The organism is Methylophilus sp. (assembly GCF_052437885.1).
Lineage (GTDB): Bacteria > Pseudomonadota > Gammaproteobacteria > Burkholderiales > Methylophilaceae > Methylophilus.
The window spans coordinates 62,005-76,675 of sequence record NZ_JBQVPB010000002.1 but is presented as its reverse complement, the minus strand read 5'-3'; the positions used below and the strand labels follow the sequence as shown (position 1 = coordinate 76,675).

Annotated in this window: 13 protein-coding genes; 10 read left to right on the top strand and 3 right to left on the bottom strand. The window is 41.3% G+C overall.

Annotated elements, in window-relative coordinates; genetic code table 11:
• Positions 1–181: 181 nt before the first annotated feature.
• Entirely contained in the window at positions 182–352 is a 171-nt protein-coding gene (locus ACT6RZ_RS02170) for a hypothetical protein (protein ID WP_444700550.1), read from the bottom strand.
• A gap of 203 nt (positions 353–555) precedes the next feature.
• On the opposite strand from ACT6RZ_RS02170, the gene ACT6RZ_RS02165 reads away from it, so the two are divergent.
• A complete protein-coding gene (locus ACT6RZ_RS02165) occupies positions 556–720 on the top strand; it encodes a hypothetical protein (protein ID WP_444700549.1) in 165 nt (54 codons plus the stop codon).
• A 56-nt stretch (positions 721–776) separates the two neighbouring features.
• The gene (locus tag ACT6RZ_RS02160; protein ID WP_444700548.1) at positions 777–1,325 is read left to right on the top strand and encodes a CBS domain-containing protein; all 549 of its coding nucleotides are present in this window, start codon (positions 777–779) and stop codon (positions 1,323–1,325) included.
• On the opposite strand, the gene ACT6RZ_RS02155 is transcribed toward ACT6RZ_RS02160, so the two are convergent.
• Positions 1,315–2,208 carry an SDR family oxidoreductase gene (locus ACT6RZ_RS02155; protein ID WP_444700547.1) on the bottom strand — a complete coding sequence of 298 codons (894 nt, stop codon included), beginning with the start codon at positions 2,206–2,208 and terminating at the stop codon, positions 1,315–1,317. The two genes, ACT6RZ_RS02160 and ACT6RZ_RS02155, sit on opposite strands and share 11 nt — an antisense overlap.
• 391 nt (positions 2,209–2,599) lie before the next feature.
• Here ACT6RZ_RS02155 and ACT6RZ_RS02150 point away from each other — a divergent pair, with 391 nt between their 5' ends.
• The 7 genes from ACT6RZ_RS02150 to ACT6RZ_RS02120 all read left to right on the top strand — a co-directional run bounded on the left by ACT6RZ_RS02150 (position 2,600) and on the right by ACT6RZ_RS02120 (position 8,272).
• The gene (locus tag ACT6RZ_RS02150; protein WP_444700546.1) at positions 2,600–2,785 is read left to right on the top strand and encodes a hypothetical protein; all 186 of its coding nucleotides are present in this window, start codon (positions 2,600–2,602) and stop codon (positions 2,783–2,785) included.
• Between the two features lie 189 nt (positions 2,786–2,974).
• On the top strand, positions 2,975–4,141 hold the full coding sequence (locus ACT6RZ_RS02145; RefSeq protein ID WP_444700545.1) for a zinc-dependent alcohol dehydrogenase: 1,167 nt from the start codon (positions 2,975–2,977) through the stop codon (positions 4,139–4,141).
• Positions 4,142–4,208: 67 nt separating this feature from the next.
• Entirely contained in the window at positions 4,209–4,733 is a 525-nt protein-coding gene (locus tag ACT6RZ_RS02140) for a DUF4142 domain-containing protein (RefSeq protein ID WP_444700544.1), read from the top strand.
• Positions 4,734–4,940: 207 nt separating this feature from the next.
• Positions 4,941–5,354, top strand: a complete 414-nt coding sequence (locus ACT6RZ_RS02135) for a hypothetical protein (protein ID WP_444700543.1) — start codon at positions 4,941–4,943, stop codon at positions 5,352–5,354.
• Complete coding sequence (locus tag ACT6RZ_RS02130; protein WP_444700542.1) at positions 5,355–6,608, top strand: NRAMP family divalent metal transporter; 1,254 nt, start codon at positions 5,355–5,357, stop codon at positions 6,606–6,608. It begins immediately after the preceding gene.
• Between the two features lie 189 nt (positions 6,609–6,797).
• Positions 6,798–7,697, top strand: coding sequence for an SDR family oxidoreductase (locus ACT6RZ_RS02125; RefSeq protein ID WP_444700541.1), 900 nt, complete (start codon positions 6,798–6,800; stop codon positions 7,695–7,697).
• A 146-nt stretch (positions 7,698–7,843) separates the two neighbouring features.
• A complete protein-coding gene (locus ACT6RZ_RS02120; protein WP_444700540.1) occupies positions 7,844–8,272 on the top strand; it encodes a hypothetical protein in 429 nt (142 codons plus the stop codon).
• 520 nt (positions 8,273–8,792) lie between these two features.
• Here ACT6RZ_RS02120 and xth read toward each other — a convergent pair.
• Positions 8,793–9,575 carry an exodeoxyribonuclease III gene (gene xth / locus ACT6RZ_RS02115; protein WP_444700539.1) on the bottom strand — a complete coding sequence of 261 codons (783 nt, stop codon included), beginning with the start codon at positions 9,573–9,575 and terminating at the stop codon, positions 8,793–8,795.
• 892 nt (positions 9,576–10,467) lie between these two features.
• Between xth and ACT6RZ_RS02110 the strand changes: the two genes are divergently transcribed.
• On the top strand, positions 10,468–14,553 hold the full coding sequence (locus ACT6RZ_RS02110; protein ID WP_444700538.1) for a chemotaxis protein CheB: 4,086 nt from the start codon (positions 10,468–10,470) through the stop codon (positions 14,551–14,553).
• Positions 14,554–14,671 lie beyond the last annotated feature (118 nt).

Sequence of the window (14,671 nt, the reverse complement as noted above, 5' to 3'; positions counted from 1 at the left end):
CAAAATACTACTCCAACTAACTTTATGATGGAAGTGCTCTACTATTGATGACGGATCCTCGTAGATTGAGAGCAGGAATGAGACCTAATGACAGCAAGTTCTAAACCCTATAAATATCACCTTCCAAATTTCTGAGAAATTTTTAGTGCTGCCTTCTAGGATTATCTGAAGACTTTAGCAGTCAAGGCTCATAATTACGCTTATCTTTTTGAGCTCGTTCATTTACGCGAATTGCTAATAACGACCCGGCTATAATTATTACTGATGTGATGGAATCATAATCAGGATCGGCCACAGCCCAGATAATAGAACCAATAAACGCAGCAAATAAGAGTAATTTTAGAAAAACCATGAAAGCTCCTAGCGATAAATAATTGCCTATAAATGGAGGTATAACTCCCACATAAGAATCGATTAAAAATTATTAGTAAAGTTTCGATCCTACATTTATCACTAGAGAATTTTCTTACAAAATTATCAGAATAGGCCTGATAGATTCCAAGCGTCGCCTTTTATATTATCAAGATTCTATAAAAGTAAATTCAGGAGAAATAAATGGCTTCTGACACCGAACATACACCAGATATAAATCCCGAATTAGAAACGCTCATTCATCTTGTTAAGGATACTGTGAGCAAGCCGCCCGATAAGCCATATGATGAAGCCTTTGAACCTCCTAATGATATTCCGAAGAATTTCATTCCCCGAGAAGAACTCTAAAAAATCTTTCTCTTTGACTTAGTTTCATTGACCTTGAAAACATAAGGGAGGCTCGAATGTTAATTAGCCAAGTAATGACAAGAGATGTCATTATTGTTTCACCGGATCAATCTCTCAAGTTGGCGGCTCAAGTCATGGAGCAGAATGATTTTGATGCATTGCCTATATGCGATCACAACCGTTTGGTGGGTATGCTCACTATACGAGACATTGTGGTTAAAGCGGTCGAAAATGGTGTATCTCTCGAAAACACCAGCATCGAATCATTAATGACAAACGGGGCCAGATATGTTTTTGATGACCAAACCACTGACTATGCAGTAAATCTGATGAATGAACATCACCTTCGGAGATTATTGGTTTTAGACAGGGAAAATCATTTAGTAGGCATTGTTTCACTGGCAGATATTCTGAGTGTGAATAATGGTTCTGGTGTTGCTACACATGACACTTCTCAGCAAATCAAAATTGCACCACAAGTATGGCATGAGTTCGTAAAGCGACCACGCAAGCAATCTCTCTTTTTTGAATTTCAAATAAAGGAAAAGTCGAGCGAAGACAACTCACTCGACTCTAGCCAGAACGCAATCTTAGTTAACCGTTGATGATCGTTCCACCGTTAGGGTGAATTATTTGACCAGTTATATATGAAGCATCATTGGATGCTAAGAAAACATATGCCGGAGCAACTTCACTTGGTTGACCTGGTCGTTTGAGTAAAGTCTCTGTACCAAAATCTTTTACTTTGTCAGCAGGGAAACTAGCCGGAATTAGCGGCGTCCAGATGGGTCCCGGCGCGACTGCATTCACCAGAATGCCGCGTTCAGCCAGTTGCTGAGATAACGACCTTGTAAAAGAAACTACGGCTCCTTTGGTTGAAGAATAATCTAATAAGCCTTTATTCCCTTTGTAAGCTGTAACTGATGCAGTATTAATAATCCGGCCACCTTCGGGGAGATATTTCAGGGCTTCTTTTACCAAGTAAAACATTGAGAATAGGTTGGTTTTGAAAGTATGTTCCAGTTGCTCCTGTGCGATATCTTCAATCGTTTCCTGAGGATATTGTTGCGCTGCATTATTGATCAAGATATCCAGCTTTCCAAATGTCCCCACCGTTTTCTCTACCAATGTTCTACAAAATGATTCATCGCTAATATCACCTTGTATTGAAATACCCTTTCCACCATATGACTCGATCAGGGAAAGTGTTTTCTGCGCGTCTTCATGCTCGTTGTCACTCAAGTAGTTAATCACCACATTCGCGCCTTCAGCAGCAAAATGTACAGCAATTGCACGACCAATTCCGCTATCCCCGCCTGTAATCAATCCTACTTTACCTTGTAACTTCAAAGCGGATTTATAACCTGGATCAATATACTGTGGCCGGGGATTCATATCAGCCTCAGATCCAGGCTGCGTGCTTTGATGTTGTGCAGAAGGTTCTAAATCGCGATGATCTCGTGAATCATGTAAAGCATCCAATTCCATCATAACTCTCCTTAGAATATGAAAGCGGTCCTCATTTCTCTTTGAGGATTGAGAGTTAATCTTAGAAAGATATAGGCCTTGAGACCAGTAGAAACTGACTGAAATCCCTGTCAGAAAATTAAGAACTCACTGCTCAAAAGAGGTGATAAGAGAAACCTGATCGAGTATTTCTTTTTCAATTTATTGGCCTTGAATATCATAGTCTTGACCAAAGTAAACTGGGGCTACTTTTAAGAATGGAGTTTGAAAATCTGACATTTTAATCAGTCTCTTTCCGATAATCCCTTTTCAAATGAAGTTTTAATCTTCACTTCACGTTGCTTCAACTCATTCTAATTTCCCAGATTGTCAGAGGCAATGTATTAATGATCTGGACACAAAGGAGATAGTTATGGCTTCAAATCAAGCTAATCATCAAGGTGCTTCTAACTCTCGTGGAGGTTCTAGCGAACAGCACGCTAAAGCGGGCAGCCAAAGCCACAAGAACCAAGGTAACAATCAAGGTTCCTCAAATTCCCGTGGAGGCTCCAGCGAGCAACATGCCAAAGCTGGTAGCCAAAGCCACAAAAATAGCTAATTCATGATGACACCCACCGATGTTACCTCGGTATGGTGTTTTAAGGATGTGCAGTTAGCACATCCTTTTTTTGTAATTTGTATCTGACGCTGTGTGAAGGTTCTAACATCTCTATATTCAGCAGGATTTTCGCTATTCCATTCAGATATTGAAAGTTACTTTCACGTACGACTTTTTAGAGGATTTAATATGCGCGCACTGACATACCATGGCAGTAAAGATGTTCGAGTAGAAACTGTTCCAGATCCAATCATTCAAGACTCAGACGATGTGATCCTTCGTGTTACTGCCACTGCCATTTGTGGCTCAGATTTACATCTATATAGAGGCAAAATACCGACTATGAAAGATGGAGACATTCTCGGACATGAGTTCATGGGTGTTGTTGAAGATACAGGTCCGTCGGTGACCAATGTTAAGAAAGGCGATCGCGTAATTATCCCTTTTGTCATTGCATGTGGGCACTGCTTCTTTTGCGAAAAGAATTTGTATGCGGCTTGTGAAACGACTAACCCGGACCGAGGAGGTGCGCTTAACAAGAAAAGTGCAAAACCTCCTGCCGCTTTGTTTGGATACAGTCATATGTATGGTGGCGTACCAGGTGGCCAGGCTGAGTTAGTGAGAGTGCCCAAAGGCAATGTAGGGCCATTCAAGGTGCCGGGCTCACTTGCAGATGAACAAGTATTGTTTCTTACGGATATTTTACCTACAGGATATCAAGCTATCTTAAATGCAGATGTAAAACCTGGATCAAGCGTTGCTATTTTTGGTGCAGGACCGGTAGGCCTCATGGCTGCGGCATGTGCACGTATGTTAGGTGCAGAACAGATCTTTATGATTGATCATCATCAATATCGCCTGGATTTCGCTAACCAAGTTTATGGAACAATCAGCATTAATTTTGATGATATCGATGACCCTGCAGAGCTCATTCTTCAACATACCCAGAACCGGGGTGTAGATGCCTCCATTGATGCGGTTGGTTTTGAAGCCAAAGGAAGTGCTATCGAAACTACTTTAACTACTTTGAAACTTGAAACTAGTAGTGGGGAAGTGTTACGACAATGCATTGCTGCGACACGGCGCGGTGGTGTCATTAGCGTACCAGGGGTGTATTCAGGATTCATTCATGGATTTCTCTTAGGAGATGCCTTTGACAAAGGTATAACGTTCAAAATGGGTCAAACACATGTGCAAACTTACCTTCCTGAATTATTGAATTTCATCGAAGAGGATAAATTGAGGCCAGCAGATATTATTACCCACCGTATGAGATTAGAGGATGCACCTCAGGGATATGAGATTTTCAATAACAAGGAACAGGATTGCCGGAAGGTGGTTCTTACACCTAGTTGATAATTTTGTGGTGAATATAACTAGTTATTGGTTTGTACTTTCATTTTTGATAATAAAGGAGAAAAAGATGACTCGCTTGAACCGTTTAATTTGTTGCTCCGTTGTCTTAGGTGCTCTATTTGTAAATGTGGCCAAAGCTGATGGAGTTTCTATGTCAGACAAGCGTTTCCTGAAGAGTGCTGCTGAGGCAGGAACGTTTGAAGTTGAAGGTAGCAAGTTTGCACTAAAGAAATCAAAGGATGCAGATATCTTACGCTTTGCGAAGATGATGACTGAAGATCATTCCCAAGCTGCTTTTAAGCTTAAAGATTTAGCCACAAGAAGAATGGTGGAATTGCCGAAAGAGCCCAGTTTAATGCAGCAGGCCAAGCTTAAATATTTGGAGAGTAGAGACGGCGTAAAGTTTGACAAAAGCTACGCGTCCCATATTGGAGTTTCAGCTCATGAGCAGGCAATAAAGCTGTTTGAAGATGCTGCAGAAGATGCAGATGATCTCGATATAAAAAAATTCGCTTCTGAGACTTTACCCGTATTACGGAAGCATCTTGAAGAGGCGAAAAGGATTGATATCCGAGTAAATAAAGACGACTAACAATCTGAGATGAAAGATTGGAAAATCTGACTATAGAAAAGCTGCTGAACCCCAGTGGCTTTTTTAACATCCACAATAAATCATGTGCGAGGCATTTGGACGTGTGCGTGAATTCTTACGGAACATTCAGATAGAGATGGATAGGTAGACCCTATTCAAGAAAGCATTATGGCTCCTAATCAGCTTCTAGGATCAGGGGGGTAAATAATGCAGCTTTTAAAAAGAGAAACTTTAACTACTTTGATTTCTGTGAGCGTTTCTACTGGGGCTATTGTTGCAGCAGCATTAGCAATAATGGGTATATCACTGGTTGCAATCCTCTTAGCAGGTGTTGTATCCAGTCATGGTGAAATCCATGAAGGACACTACAATTTCCTAGATGCGACCAATGAACCACTAGCGGATGAGCAACTTCCACCACAAACAAATGATCAATTAAAACCTATCCCAGAGACGCATTACATTCATGCAATCTACAGAAGCAATTCTAATCAAACTGTACCACCCATCGAATATCCAGAAAAATTCCTCTACGACGTTCGCTTCAAGATGTCAAAAGGCAAAGTTCATAATGTATTTGCCTGGACTAATAAATTACTCAGTAACTCCTTAACACAGTAAATGTTTAAATCATTTCTCAAGAAACTTGGGCCAGGACTTATTACTGGCGCAGCTGATGACGATCCCAGCGGAATAGCCACATATTCACAAGCTGGTGCTCAATTTGGCACTAGTATGCTTTGGTCAATTATCTTTACTTACCCTTTGATGGTCGCTATTCAGATGATTAGTGCAATTATTGGGCGAGCGAGTGGTAAAGGCTTAGCAGGAAATATGCGACAGCATTATCCTCGTTCAATCTTATACTTAATGGTTTCACTACTGCTGATTGCCAACGTAATCAATATTGGGGCAGATCTTGCAGCAATGGGTGATGCACTTAAACTGCTATTTGGTGGTAGTGAACTGATATATGCCATTTTTTTCGGTTTGCTCTCTTTGCTTCTCCAGATATTCATTCCGTACAAAAAATATGTTCGTGTCCTCAAATGGTTGACGTTAGCGCTTTTGGCTTATGTCGCTACCCTTTTCTTAGTAAAGCTTCCAACCAACAATCTGATGCAAAATATTTTTGCTCCAGATATTCATTGGGACAAAAACTACATCACGACCCTTGTTGCTATTTTTGGAACCACAATCAGTCCATATCTCTTCTTCTGGCAAGCATCCCAAGAGGTGGAAGAAATTCAACAAAACACTGCAGAAAAACCATTAATCAAAGCTCCCGAACAAACAGCAAGAAATATGGGCAGAATCAAACTTGATACTATGATTGGTATGGGATTCTCAAATCTAGTCGCATTTTGCATTATTTTGACTGCTGCTATTACGTTGCACACTAGCGGAATTACTAATATCGAAACGTCAGCTGATGCCGCAAAAGCGCTGAAGCCCATAGCCGGTGAGTTTGCATTTTTACTTTTCAGTGTAGGGATTATTGGTACAGGTTTACTTGCGATTCCGGTATTGGCAGGATCAGCAGCTTACGCAATGTCAGGTGCGTTTGATTGGGATTGCAGCCTAGAGTTAGCCCCAGGGAAAGCCAAACGTTTCTATGCAGTTATTGGAGTTTCAGTCTTAGTTGGTATTGGGCTTTGCATGGCCCCAATTAGTCCAATCAAAGCACTTTACTGGAGTGCTGTGATCAACGGAGTGTTGGCAATTCCAATTATGGTTTTGATGATGTTCATGGCTCATAACAAAAAGATTGTGGGTGATCTCAAAGTGAGCAATATCTTAATAACTACTGGTTGGGGATGTACATTGGCAATGATCATTGCGGTTGGGATGATGGGATGTACATTTATGTACTAATTAGTAAATGGGAGTTTCCACAATGCCATTGAAATCATGTTTATAGACATGAATTTGAAATCTTACGGAGTATTCAGCAAACCCCTGATAAAGGTAAATTGATTTCCCTCTTAGAGTAGTGGTTCGGTACTTAGCAACTACACGGGTGACTACAGCGTTTAGTGAACATAAACTATAGAGGACTTAATCATGAAAAAAAATATCAAACCAATCGAAAAGCAAGTCATTGTCATCACCGGTGCCTCTAGCGGCATTGGACTCGCAACCGCATATACCGCTGCAGAACAAGGCGCTAAATTAGTTTTAGTTGCTCGGAGCGAGGAAACTCTTAATACAGTTGTTGAGGCAATCAATGACACCGGTTCACAAGCAATATCAGTTGTAGCAGACGTAAGCAAGCGAGAAGATGTTGAAAGAGTTGCACAAGTTGCAATCGATACATTTGGAAGAATTGATACCTGGGTAAATAATGCTGGCTTGTCAATTTACGGACGACTAGATGAAGTAAGTGATCAGGATAACCGCCGACTGTTTGACATTAATTTTTGGGGAACAGTGAATGGTTCTCTTACTGCACTTCCTCACTTGCTTCTAAGCGAAGGTACATTGATTAATGTGGGTAGTGAAGTATCTGAAGCAGTAGCTCCATTACAGGGCATTTATTCAGCGTCGAAGCATGCTGTAAAAGGATTTACAGATTCGCTTAGAGTGGAAATTCAAGAAGTTGATCAAGCTCCCATCTCAATTACGCTAATTCAACCAACTGCCGTAAATACGCCATATCCTGAGCATGCTAAGAACTATATGGATAAAGAGCCGAAGCTACCTACTCCGCAAATTGATCCGACAGAAGTTGCTAGCGCCATCATTGAAGCGGCAACAAGTATCACCCATCATATTAAGGTAGGTGCGATGTCCAAAATCAATACTGCCATACAAAACTTGGTGCCCTCCTTAGCTGAGAAAATGTCAGCAAAATTGGTGGACAAACAACATTATGACGAAAGTCCAAGAAATCCGGATGGCGCCTTATATAGTGCGAGCGGTCAAGGTAAGATTCACGGTAGTGGTGGGAGAGAAGTGCATTAGCACTCACACTTGATAACAGGCTCAAGATTTTTTGGGCCTTTTTCTTTACAAATCTTATAGCAGCAGTAGAATTTATCCTTTTGGTAAGTTTTGTAAGGCACAGTTAAAAGTTATGTGGCATACGGTCAAGATTTTGGGAAAGATTTATGAGTAGAAATAGAGGAAGGGATCAAATAGGCTTATTAGTGGGATTATGGATAATTGCTGTTTACACAATTTCCTTGGCTGTAGCGAATCTGCTAGGGCATATCTTACGCGTAAGTGGCCTCCTATACCTGACCTCTGATCAAGAACAGTATTGGAATAACATGCCATTGCCGATGGGATTTATGGCAATCCTATTAATAACTATGAATTTGGTTGGAGGAGTATTTTTAATTCAAAGGCGCAAAATAGCTTTGCATATTCTTCTGATATCACTTGGTATAAATATTATTTTATTGCTGCAATTAATAGGTGCTTCTGGAATACCAGCAAGTACCTCTGTGGGTTTATTAGTTCTTCACTATGGCTTTCGAATATCGGTGGTCGGCTATGTATATCTATTGGATCAAAAAAATGTCTTATCCAAATAAAGTTCTTAAGCTCCCCTTTGAGTTTGGAACCTGATATGAACGCTTCCATCCCTTCGTAAGTTGGCTCCTACATTTAACAAAGCAAATGTCTGATGATTAATAATGCATTCTTATACTATTCTTGAATCGTCCAAACAAGAATTATAGGTTTTCCGAGGCCTTGCTCAATTGTTATTGGACACGTCGGTGGTTCTTTCGAGGCCACCGTTTCTACTCCGATTAATGTTTGAGTGATCTTTCAACGGCCTGAAATAAAGATGTGAAGGTTAGTTTTAGGATCTTCAATTCAAGCTGCTCAAAATCACTCAACTGTGATACTAAATTGAATTGGAGATTGTGATGACGCAAAAAGAAACGCTTGAAAACCGTAACCATATCGAAAGTAGCTTGAATCCAGACATCACGGTTTCAGTTGATACCGAAGAAACTGATATCGACAAGGACTGGTAAGTCACATCAGACCTTCTCTTCAACCCAAGTTGATTGAGCATGAGTAATGGGTACATCATTGCTACACAATTTAGCTAGGCTCCCATTCTAATTCCACCCATGTTGGAGCATGATCGCTGGCTCCTTCTCTGCCCCTATACTCTTTATCGACATTAGCATCTTGAATTGTTGAAGCCAAGGGTGGACTGAGTAATACATGGTCTATTCTCAATCCGGCATTGCGAGACCAGCGATTTCGTTTGTAGTCCCAATAAGTATAAATATTTTCATGGGGATGACAATCACTCAAAGCATCAGTCCAACCTTGTTTTATCAAGTTGGCAAATGCTTCACGACTTTCAGGTTGCAATAAGGCGTCTTGATCCCAAGAGGTAGTTTTATATATATCCGCATCGGTCGGAACAACGTTATAGTCCCCAGCGAGAACTACTGGCAAACCGGTATCTAATAGCTCTTTTGCATGAACGTTCAACCGCTGAAACCAAGCTAGTTTATAGTCAAATTTTGGGCCTGGTTGAGGATTTCCATTCGGCAAGTATATGCTGGCCAAAATCAATCCATTAACAGCTGCTTCAATATACCTTGCTTGTGTATCAGATGAGTCTCCAGGTAAGCTGCGGCGTATCAAAAGAGGCTCGCAATCTCTACTAAGAATAGCTACACCATTCCACGCTTTTTGCCCTTCCCACAGAGCACCATAACCCGCTTTTTCAATCGCTTTGATAGGAAACTTGTTTGTTTCTGATTTGAGCTCCTGCAGGCACACTGCATCAGGCTCTGTTTCGCTTAACCACTCTAATAATCTCTCAATACGATTATTGATCCCATTAATGTTGTAAGTGGCAATCTTCATATGGTTATCCACCTAACGTAATGACAATGTTCAAAAGATAGATACCTTAAAACAAAAAAGACCCAAAGCGTTAACTTCAAGTCTCTCATCTTGAACTGCCCACCTTACCATCGAATCTTATCCAGACGCTAAGTTACTTCCGTTTGGAAAATTTCAACTTTCCCGCCAAATCAACACACCGGCCAATGATCTCAACTAGGATTACCGTCGGACCAGCCCCTGATTGCTTGGCTATGACTCAAGACGTGCGAGTGTGAGCAGGATTTAATTCTGCGAGTAGGTGATTTCTAGAAGTGACAGGCTGAGAGCTAGTGAACTGACCGGAAATGGTAGCCCGCTCTAAAATTAAACTATAAAGATCTTGTCTCAGCAATTGCTCGTGTAACACTCATGTGCAAACTCATTACCCATGCTATGACAATAATAAAAAAACAATCGGTGATCATTAAGTAACTAATTTGTCTTTTTAGTAAAAAGCTTGAATGAAACAGGAAATCTTCCAAATACTCTTTTGTTGAAATCGAGAAAATATGCAGTGAAGCCTATGGAAAAATAATCCCAGTTGTGGGGAGATTACGTTTTAGAATGCTCTCTCAATTTGAAACTCTTTTAGCCGATGAATGTTTGGCACATTAAAAAACATCTCGAACTATACAATTTACTAATTGTTCTAATTGTTAATTTATTTCAATATGTATGCCTTGAATTCTAAAACTCTCTTAGTTACAATAAATTATTGAATATAATCAATAATTTGATTTCTATACGAATTTCAAATTCCAGCATTAGTATTAGTCGAATAACTGAATCGAAGCAAAATTTAGAATTGCTTTGTTCGATGGTGCACTCTTAATCTCGCAAATTAGGATTTTAAATGAATAGATCCCTTTAGATGATCAACAATAATTCTAATATGGTTGAAAAAAGTAACCTGCATTTTCCGATAGTGGGCATTGGTGCGTCGGCTGGGGGATTAAAAGCCTTACTGGATTTATTTACCAACCTGCCCGCTAACAATGGAATGGCCTTTGTTATCGTGTTGCACCTCTCTCCCAAGCATGAAAGTAATTTCCCAAAATTACTGCAGAATGCGACCAAAATCCCCGTCCAGCAGGTTGTTGAACCCATCAAGATTGAAAAAAATAGTATCTACGTTATTCCCCCTTCAAAAGACTTGTTGATGACCGATGGCATGTTAATCGTGCGTGATTTGACCCGCCCGGTTGGCAAACATACTGCGATTGATCTTTTCTTCCGGACATTGGCGGAAGCCCATATGGAAAATGCCATCGGCATGATATTAACCGGCACAGGTTCAGATGGCGCTGTTGGCATTGCGAGGATAAAAGAAAATGGTGGCGTAACTATCGTCCAGGATCCCCGTGAAGCCGAGTATAACGGTATGCCAGGAAGCGCAGTGGAAACAGGCATCGTTGATTTTGTTCTACCGTTACAAGATATCCCGCAAAAGCTCATCGAGTTAAAAGAAAACATCGCCAAAATTGAATTACCAGTCATTGATGGCGTGCACTTGACTAAAAAAGCCACGACCACCGATGGCAGCGATGACATTATCAATTCAATCATGGAATTACTGAGAGTACGCACCGGCCATGATTTTTCGCATTACAAGAGAGCTACTGTATTAAGGCGTATAGAACGCCGGATGCAAGTAAATTGCGTAAGCCATTTAAATGCTTACTTGGAGTTTCTCGAAGAGCACGAAGAAGAAACGCCGCAACTCCTGCAGGACTTGCTCATTAGCGTGACTAATTTCTTTCGAGATCGAGATTGTTTCGACGCGCTGGAGAGGGAAATCATCCCGAGAATTTTTTCTGAAGCGGACCCAGGCACCCAGATCCGCGCCTGGAGCGCAGGCTGTGCCACGGGAGAGGAAGCCTATTCGATCGCGATGTTGATGGCGGAACACCGTGACCAGCAATCTTCAATGGTGGATATGCAAGTATTTGCCACCGATATTGATGACCGTGCGATTTCAGTCGGACGCAGAGGGTTATATCCAGACTCGATTGTTACTGATATTGCCCCAACCCGCCTAAAAAGTTTTTTCGTAAAAAAGGATAGTCACTATCAAGTTAAAAAGGAGATTCGGGAGAAGGTTCTTTTTGCCGGGCATAACATTTTGCGTGATCCGCCATTTTCCCGTGTGCATCTGATTACATGTCGCAATCTGCTAATTTACTTAAACCGTGATGTGCAGCAACACATTTTTGAGATGTTTCATTTTGCCTTATTACCTGGTGGCTACCTCTTTTTAGGTAACTCTGAATCAGCGGAGCTCTCTTCCAAATATTTTGTGGCCGTTGATAAGAAAAATCGTATTTACCGCGCACTTATCACCCCGCAAAACTACTCTTCGGCATTGCCGAAACGCAGTGGACTCCCTTCTCTGATTCAAGCCAAAACATTACAACAAGAAGTGAAACCATCCATCGGCTATGCAGAGCTTCACCGCAGGGTGGTTGAAGAATATTCACCGCCAAGTGTGTTGGTCGATAAAGAAGGCAATATCGTTTTCTCATCAGATCGTGCGGGTCAATATTTGCGGTATGTGGGCGGCGAACCTTCGCGTAATCTGCTGACCTTGATTATCCCTGAGCTTCGGATTGAATTAAGAACAGCACTTTTTCAAGTGACCCAGCATGGCACTAGTATAGAAACACGAGCGGTTCGTTTCTCTAGAAACGGCAAGGATGTACATATCGGATTGATCATTCGCTCAATTGAACCGCAAAATTCGGCAAACAATCTCTACCTTATTTTATTCAATGAAATTGAATTGGACTTAGTCACTCAATCTCTGCCAAATTCTGCCCCTTCCAATATAGTGGGCCAACTTGAAGGTGAGTTGGCCATGACCAAGGAGCAATTGCAACAGACGATTGAACAATATGAAACCTCCTCTGAAGAGCTTAAAGCTTCTAATGAGGAGTTACAGGCGATGAACGAAGAGTTACGTTCCACTTCCGAAGAACTTGAGATCAGCAAGGAAGAATTGCAGTCCATTAATGAAGAGCTCATTACCGTGAATCATGAGCTTAAAGTTAAGGTCGATGAGACGGGAAAAAGTAATGACGATTTGCAAAACTTCATTGCAGCCACAGCAATCTCTACCATTTTTGTTGACCGGGCTATGCGCATCAAGCGCTACACGCCCCATGCCGCTGAAATTTTCAATTTGATTTCTACTGATATTGGTAGACCATTATTGGATATCACGCACAAGTTACAGTATGAATCGCTGCAAGCGGATGCTGCCAGCGTTTTTGAGTCACTGCGCGTGATCGAGCGGGAAGTAGTCAGTGACGACGATCGATGGTTTATTGCGCGTCTGATCCCTTACCGTACCAATGAGGACCGTATTGATGGCCTTGTGCTGACTTTTATTGATATTACGAGTTTGCACAATACGAAAAAAAGGTTAGTTGAAGAAGAGCAGCGCATGAGGCTGATCGCTGCGAGTACAAAAGATTACGCCATATTCACTTTTGATGTTTCTGGAAGAATCACCAGTTGGAACTGTGGCGCGCAACGCTTATTTGGCTATGAAGAGTCCGAAGTCTTAGGCAAGTCAACGCACTTCTTATTTACGCAGGAAGATCAGAAAAAAGGTATTCCTGAAGAGGAAATGAAAAAAGCACTCTCTGATGGCGCCGCAGAAGATGAGCGTTGGCATTTACGAAAAGATGGCAGCAAGTTTTTCTGTAGCGGTGTGACAACAATACTGGAAGATTCCACCTATGGCTTTGCCAAAATTGCGCGGGATTTGACGTGGCTTAAAGATGAGGAATCCCGCCGACAAACATTGTTTGAGCAGGAATGTGATACCCGACGGAAAATGGAAATTGCGGCGAAAATGCGTGACGAGTTTTTCGCCGTACTTTCTCATGAGTTAAAACAACCGCTCAATCTTATTAACATGAACGCTGAGATGCTGAAACGCGTTCCAGAAGTGCGTGACTTGCCAAAAGTCCTTAGCGCTGCAGACAGCATTCGTAGCGCTGCATTAAGTCAAGCAACACTGATTAATGATTTACTGGATCTTTCACGCGTGCAAACAGGTAAATTGCATCTTGATAAAAAACAAGTCGATTTAATCCCGATTTTAGATCAGGTGATAGCCGCTTTTAAAGAAGATATTATCGGTAAAAATTTAAATCTGACACAAACAATCAAGCTGTCCACACTGCCCTACTACGCAGACGTGACTCGATTTGAACAGATCATTTGGAATTTACTATCCAATGCGATCAAATTCACCGGGGCTGGCGGCAGCGTGCACGTCCAGTTGGAAAAAGATGAACATTGCTATATTTTGACCATCACAGATTCGGGTAAAGGGATTGAAAAGCCCTATTTACCGTTTATTTTTCAAATGTTTAACCAGGCCGAGAGAGGTACCACCCGTGTCCATGGCGGGTTAGGTATCGGTTTAGCGCTGGTTAAAGAGCTGGTGGAAAGTCACGGCGGCAATATCTCTGCGAGTTCTGAAGGTTTGGGTAAAGGATCACAATTTACGCTTCAGCTTCCTTTAGTATCCAGCATGGGCATCAGCAATTCTGATGTGGTGCCTGATTTAGATTCGTTAGAGGATTCATTAGCTGGAAAGAAAATATTAATTGTTGACGATGATAAGCAGTTTTTATCAGCATTTGGTGAGCTGTTATCCGCATACGATGTAGATTATGAACTTGCAGAATCCGGAAAAATTGCACTGGATAAAATTCAACTGCATCACTTTGATTTGATCATTTCGGATATTGCCATGCCTGAAATGGATGGTTATCAACTTTTGAAGGCGATTAAAAATATCCAACCAGCCTTGCCGGTCATCACTTTGACGGGGTTTAGCCGTCCAGAAGACGTGAAGCAGGCGCTTGCAGCAGGCTTTGAAGCGCACTTGGCCAAACCTATTGATCTCACCGAATTATTAAGGACAGTCAATTCGGTTTTGTAATCATTACCAAACAAGCTTTCCCTTTCTTGATTGCAATCTCAAAAGACAGCAATCAAGACATATCCGAACTTAGTTTATATATTTCCACAAATATAGAAATAATGCAATGACAGATTTT

Excerpts from the sequence above, each read along its gene's own strand:
- ACT6RZ_RS02170 (WP_444700550.1), bottom strand. The coding sequence starts at position 352 with ATGGTTTTTCTAAAATTACTCTTATTTGCTGCGTTTATTGGTTCTATT.
- ACT6RZ_RS02165 (WP_444700549.1), top strand. The coding sequence starts at position 556 with ATGGCTTCTGACACCGAACATACACCAGATATAAATCCCGAATTAGAA.
- ACT6RZ_RS02160 (WP_444700548.1), top strand. The coding sequence starts at position 777 with ATGTTAATTAGCCAAGTAATGACAAGAGATGTCATTATTGTTTCACCG.
- ACT6RZ_RS02155 (WP_444700547.1), bottom strand. The coding sequence starts at position 2,208 with ATGGAATTGGATGCTTTACATGATTCACGAGATCATCGCGATTTAGAA.
- ACT6RZ_RS02150 (WP_444700546.1), top strand. The coding sequence starts at position 2,600 with ATGGCTTCAAATCAAGCTAATCATCAAGGTGCTTCTAACTCTCGTGGA.
- ACT6RZ_RS02145 (WP_444700545.1), top strand. The coding sequence starts at position 2,975 with ATGCGCGCACTGACATACCATGGCAGTAAAGATGTTCGAGTAGAAACT.
- ACT6RZ_RS02140 (WP_444700544.1), top strand. The coding sequence starts at position 4,209 with ATGACTCGCTTGAACCGTTTAATTTGTTGCTCCGTTGTCTTAGGTGCT.
- ACT6RZ_RS02135 (WP_444700543.1), top strand. The coding sequence starts at position 4,941 with ATGCAGCTTTTAAAAAGAGAAACTTTAACTACTTTGATTTCTGTGAGC.
- ACT6RZ_RS02130 (WP_444700542.1), top strand. The coding sequence starts at position 5,355 with ATGTTTAAATCATTTCTCAAGAAACTTGGGCCAGGACTTATTACTGGC.
- ACT6RZ_RS02125 (WP_444700541.1), top strand. The coding sequence starts at position 6,798 with ATGAAAAAAAATATCAAACCAATCGAAAAGCAAGTCATTGTCATCACC.
- ACT6RZ_RS02120 (WP_444700540.1), top strand. The coding sequence starts at position 7,844 with ATGAGTAGAAATAGAGGAAGGGATCAAATAGGCTTATTAGTGGGATTA.
- xth (WP_444700539.1), bottom strand. The coding sequence starts at position 9,575 with ATGAAGATTGCCACTTACAACATTAATGGGATCAATAATCGTATTGAG.
- ACT6RZ_RS02110 (WP_444700538.1), top strand. The coding sequence starts at position 10,468 with ATGATCAACAATAATTCTAATATGGTTGAAAAAAGTAACCTGCATTTT.